7 protein-coding genes and 1 pseudogene are annotated in these 4441 nt (G+C 71.8%); 5 read left to right on the top strand and 3 right to left on the bottom strand.

Features of this window, described 5'->3' with window-relative positions:
- Positions 1-180: pseudogene (locus VGI02_RS11045) on the top strand (amidohydrolase family protein); the annotation flags it as partial.
- Positions 181-186: 6 nt separating this feature from the next.
- On the opposite strand, the gene VGI02_RS11050 reads toward VGI02_RS11045, so the two are convergent.
- From VGI02_RS11050 to VGI02_RS11060, 3 genes are all read right to left on the bottom strand, one after another.
- Positions 187-993, bottom strand: coding sequence for a maleylpyruvate isomerase family mycothiol-dependent enzyme (locus VGI02_RS11050; protein WP_331627394.1), 807 nt, complete (start codon positions 991-993; stop codon positions 187-189).
- Between the two features lie 129 nt (positions 994-1122).
- Positions 1123-1923, bottom strand: coding sequence for an alpha/beta fold hydrolase (locus VGI02_RS11055; protein WP_331627395.1), 801 nt, complete (start codon positions 1921-1923; stop codon positions 1123-1125).
- A gap of 27 nt (positions 1924-1950) precedes the next feature.
- Positions 1951-2589, bottom strand: coding sequence for a class I SAM-dependent methyltransferase (locus VGI02_RS11060; RefSeq protein WP_331627396.1), 639 nt, complete (start codon positions 2587-2589; stop codon positions 1951-1953).
- A 67-nt stretch (positions 2590-2656) separates the two neighbouring features.
- Here VGI02_RS11060 and VGI02_RS11065 point away from each other — a divergent pair, with 67 nt between their 5' ends.
- The 4 genes from VGI02_RS11065 to VGI02_RS11080 form a co-directional block, all read left to right on the top strand.
- Positions 2657-3418: a DinB family protein gene (locus VGI02_RS11065; protein ID WP_331627397.1), complete on the top strand. Its 762-nt coding sequence runs from the start codon at positions 2657-2659 to the stop codon at positions 3416-3418.
- 27 nt (positions 3419-3445) lie between these two features.
- Positions 3446-3694: a hypothetical protein gene (locus VGI02_RS11070; RefSeq protein WP_331627398.1), complete on the top strand. Its 249-nt coding sequence runs from the start codon at positions 3446-3448 to the stop codon at positions 3692-3694.
- A complete protein-coding gene (locus tag VGI02_RS11075) occupies positions 3691-4056 on the top strand; it encodes a hypothetical protein (protein ID WP_331627400.1) in 366 nt (121 codons plus the stop codon). The genes VGI02_RS11070 and VGI02_RS11075 overlap by 4 nt, the downstream gene beginning before the upstream one ends.
- Positions 4057-4103: 47 nt before the next feature.
- Positions 4104-4441, top strand: a 338-nt coding sequence (locus tag VGI02_RS11080; RefSeq protein WP_331627401.1) for a VOC family protein, incomplete at its 3' end; no start/stop codon positions are given.

The raw sequence follows: 4441 nt of genomic DNA on the forward strand, positions 1-4441 counted from the left end.
GCGCTCGCCGCCGGCTCGTGGGCAGCCAGGAGTTACCTCGGACTCGACGGCCTGACCGAGGGTGCACCGGCCGACGTCGTCGTCTACGACGGTGACCCGAGATCCGATCTCGCGCTGCTGGACGCGCCCCGCACCGTCGTACTGCGCGGCCGAGTTGCTGGTCGTCACCCCCGAGGCTGAGCCCGGTCAGGCGATTACGGCGACGGCGGAGAGCATGACTCCGGCCAGGTCGTGGTCGCCGGACAGCCGCGGATCGGCCGCAGTCGGGCTGCGGGTGAGCAGCCGCCAGGCGTCGTCGGCGTCGAGGGTGACCTCGGCCGCCGGGTGGGCGTGCTCCCCGGCGGCCAGTTCCCATTCGGCGTCGTTCCGGGTCAGGTGCCAGCAGCCGCCCCCCGGACCTGTGACGGCGAACTGCACGGTGGTCCCGTCCGACGCGTCGGTCTGCGCGTAGGCCAGCGGCAGTGCGTGCACGAACGTCGTGAGGACCGGGGCGACGAACTCTTCCCCGGTCAGGCCGGGACGTCCGGTGGCGTCGCGGATCTGCTGCTGGTGCACCCATCGTTCGGTGTACTCGCGGGCGATGTCCAACCAGACGGGCACCGGGCGCTTGCTCGCCCACGTGACGTGCGCGTCGACGCGCTCGGGATCGAGGCCGGCGAAGTAGTCGTCGAGCTGACGGCCCGCCGGCTCGATCATGTCGACGAGCACGCGTGGGCTCAGCCGACGCGCCGCCTCCACCCACTGGTCGTTGAATCCGGCGAGCCATGCGCCGAGATGCTCTCCCGACCGCGGACCGAGCCAGTGGGCATCGCGACGGCCGGAGACGTTGGCCAGGTCGACGCCGAGCAGGTGCGCCGCGACGTCGTGCACGTCCCAGCCCGGGCAGACGGTCGGTCGCTTCCACTCCTCCGTGCCGAGGCTGGCGAGCAGCTCGATCAGCGCGCGCCGTACCCGGGGGAACAGCGGCAGTGTCTCGACCCGGAGCAGAACCATCGGCGCAGCCTAACGAGTGCCCCGACCCATGATCGAAGGATTTGCACTGCCCCACAACGTCCATGATCGTGATCGGATCCGTACGGCGTTTCGCGGCTTTTTCCGATCACGATCATGGGGAGGTGGCGGTCAGGCTGCGTGGCGGCCGAGGAATGCGCCGAGCTCCACGAGAAAGCGGTCCCGCGCCTCGCGGCGGATGCTGTGGCCGACACCGGTGATGTGCACGGACTCGATCCGGCCGTCGGCACGACGTACGGCGTCGGAGGCGGCGCCCGGGGTGACGATGGAGCCACGGTCGGGATCGCCGCGGACCAGCAGGACCGGGCAGTTGGTGGCCGCGGCCAGGTCCGGTGCGGGGCGGACCGAGGGCCGGTGCAATGTGAAGTCCTCAGCGAGCTCCGCCTTCGCCAAAGCCCATGGTTCGAGCTCGTCGTCGGCCCAGGTCGGGTTCTCCGCCCGGCCCTGCTTGATGCGCTGCTCGAGCGACATCGCCCGCAGCGCGCGGAGCCCCTCGGGCAGCCCGGCGGGCGGCCGCTCCGGCGGCTCCTCGCTCGGCAGGCGCAGCACCGGGTCCTCGAGGACGAGCGCCCGGACCAGATCGGGGCGGAGCTCGGCGAGGGCGATCGCCGTACCCGCGCCCATCGAGTGGCCGACCACGATGACGCCGCCGTCGACGGTCGCCTGATCGTCGAGGACCATGGCGGCGTCGGCGGCGTGCTCGGACGCCCCGGCCGGCCCGTCGGGCAGCCCGGATGCGCCATGACCGCGGGCGTCGAGGGTAAGTACCTCCCACCGCGGCGAGACGGCCCGCACGACGGGATCCCAACAGGCCCCGGAGTCGGAGAAACCGTGGAGGAACAGCACCTCGATCGGCGTGCCGGTACGGGTCCAGGCGATGTGGGCGGTGCGCCCAGAGACAGGAGACGTCACGCGCGAGACCGTAGTCGGTTCCGGCGATCAGTGCACGAAGGTGAAGAGTCGGCGGCCCGCGGTCAGGGACTGCGGCTCCCCGTCGTAACGCATCGCACCGAGTGCCGGACGGCTCCCGATGTCGCGCGACGCATAGTCCAACTCGGTGAAACCGGCGTCGGCGAACCATCCCCGAACGGCGTCGTTGCGGTCGGTGCGATCCCGTCCCCGCGACCACAGCAGCGTCGCACCCGGGGAGCACAACGCGGGAGCCGCCGCGACGGTCCCTTCGAGGTCCGCGTCGGTGATGTTGCCGAAGATGCCGACCATGAGGACCAGGTCGGCAGGGACCGCGCCGGCATAGGTGTCGGTGACCCCGGCGTCGGCGGTGCGCACCTCGACTTGGCTCAGCCCAGCCGCGGCTGCGGCATCCCTCGCGTCCGCCGCGATCTGCGGGTGGAGTTCGATGAGGGTAACGCCGACCCGGTCGGCGTCGTCGCGTCGCGCGAGTACGTCGATCACGTCGCGTCCGTCGCCGGAGCAGACGCTCACGACGCGCATCGGTCCCGGGTGCCGGTCGAGCGCCTCCCTGATGTAGCGCTGAACGATTTGCAGCCGCCACGACAACCCGGACGTGGGGTCGTCGTAGATCCGGTGCCATTCCTGGTAGTCGCGCAGCTCGCTCACCCGCCCAGTATGGCGAGCACGGGACCTCCGCTCGGCGCGCCCGGCGGCGATCGGCGACAATCGCCCGATGGCAGCGGAGTACACCGGCGCCGACGCGTTCCGCGGCGCGACCTTCACCGGCGCCGACCTCACGGCGGCGCGGCTCCGCGACTGTGACCTCCGCCAGGTCAAGATCGCCGACTCGTGGCTCATCGACGTCGATGTGTCCGGGCTTGTCCGGAACTTCATGGTCAACGGCGTCGATGTGACCGCGTTCGTCGAGGGCGAACTCGACCGGCGGCACCCGGAGCGCGTCCAGCTCCGGGCGATGCAGACGGCCGAGGACTACCGGGCGATGTGGGACACGATCGAACGGCTCTGGTCGGAGGCGGTCGCCCGGGTGGAGCGGTTGCCCGAATCGGCGCGCGACGAACGGGTCGACGACGAGTGGTCGTTCGCCGAGACGCTGCGCCATCTCGTCTTCGCCACCGACGCCTGGGCGAGCCGCCCGGTCCTCGACGAGCCGATGCCCTACCACCGGCTCGGGGTCACCCATACCTCCTATCCGCGCGCGGACGCCGCGGCGCTCGGCATCGATCTCGACGCCCTCCCGTCCTTCGCCGAGGTGCTGGCGGCACGCGCCGACCGCCTGGCGCTCATGCGGGGCATCGTCGACGGTCTCTCCGATGCCGACCTCGACCGGATGTGCACACGTACACCGGCACCGGGGTATCCGGAGGAATCGCGGACGGCCGGCAGCTGCCTGCGCGTGGTGATGGACGAGGAGTGCGAGCACTACCGCTACGCCGTGCGCGACCTCGCCGTGCTGGAGGCGCGCCACTCATCCTGACGTGGCCCCATGGGCTACTATTCGAACATGCGTTCGAGTAGCCGCCCGGGTCTGCCGCCGTTGGGGGACGCCGGGCGGGCGCTGCTCCGCGCGGTCGCGGCCGGCCGGATCCGCCACGAAGCGGACGGCGGGCTCTGGTCGCCGTACGAGCTGGACGGCGCCGACGTGGGCGGGCAGCTGCGGGCTATGCACCGGCGGGGATTGGTGCACCTGCCGCTGGCCGGGGCGCCCCGGCTGACCCTCGACGGCGAGGCCGCCCTCACCAACTTCCCGTGACCACCCGGGTCCGGCTCAGTCGCCCGCCCCATCTGGCGTTCCTGCAGTCCTGGGGCCGCGCCACCGACGGGCAGTGGTGGGCCGGTGTGGTGTGGCTCGACGTCATCCACGGCCTGCCGTTCGAGTTGTCGATCCAGCCGGTGCTGCAGACCGGCTGGACACCCGGCGCGACGGTCGAGGCGGTGCCCGGGGAGTCCTACGGTGGCGTGGCGCGCTTCCCGCTCCCGGAACACGGCGACTGGCCGGCGCCCAGCCCGATCTGGGCGGGCTCGCGGTGGGCCGGTCTGATCTGGAACTACGGCCCGCTGAGCGGAGCGAAGTTGTCGCTCCCGTTCGGGGCGTCCGGCGCACCATGGCGGTAGGCAGGTATCGGTCCGCAGGGGGCGCGGGCGACGGTATAACCAGTGCCATGACCACCGGGATCCAGCTCGCCTTCGACGCCTCCGACCCGCACGCTCTCGCCCGGTTCTGGGCCGAGGCGCTCGGCTACGACGTCGAGGACCACTCGGAGCTCGTGGGTCAGCTGGTCGCGGCCGGACACATGCCGGAGAGCGACGTCATCCAGATCGACGGGCACGCCGCGTTCCGCGAGGTCGCCACCGCCCGCGATCCCGGCGGCACGCGTCCGCGGCTGTTCTTCCAGTTGGTGCCCGAACCCAAGACGGCGAAGAACCGGTGCCATCTCGATCTGCAGGTCGGCGCGGACAAGGCGCAGGCGGAGGCCGAACGTCTGGTCGGATTGGGCGC

The sequence above is a fragment of the Actinomycetospora sp. genome, from assembly GCF_036497245.1.
GTDB lineage: Bacteria > Actinomycetota > Actinomycetes > Mycobacteriales > Pseudonocardiaceae > Actinomycetospora.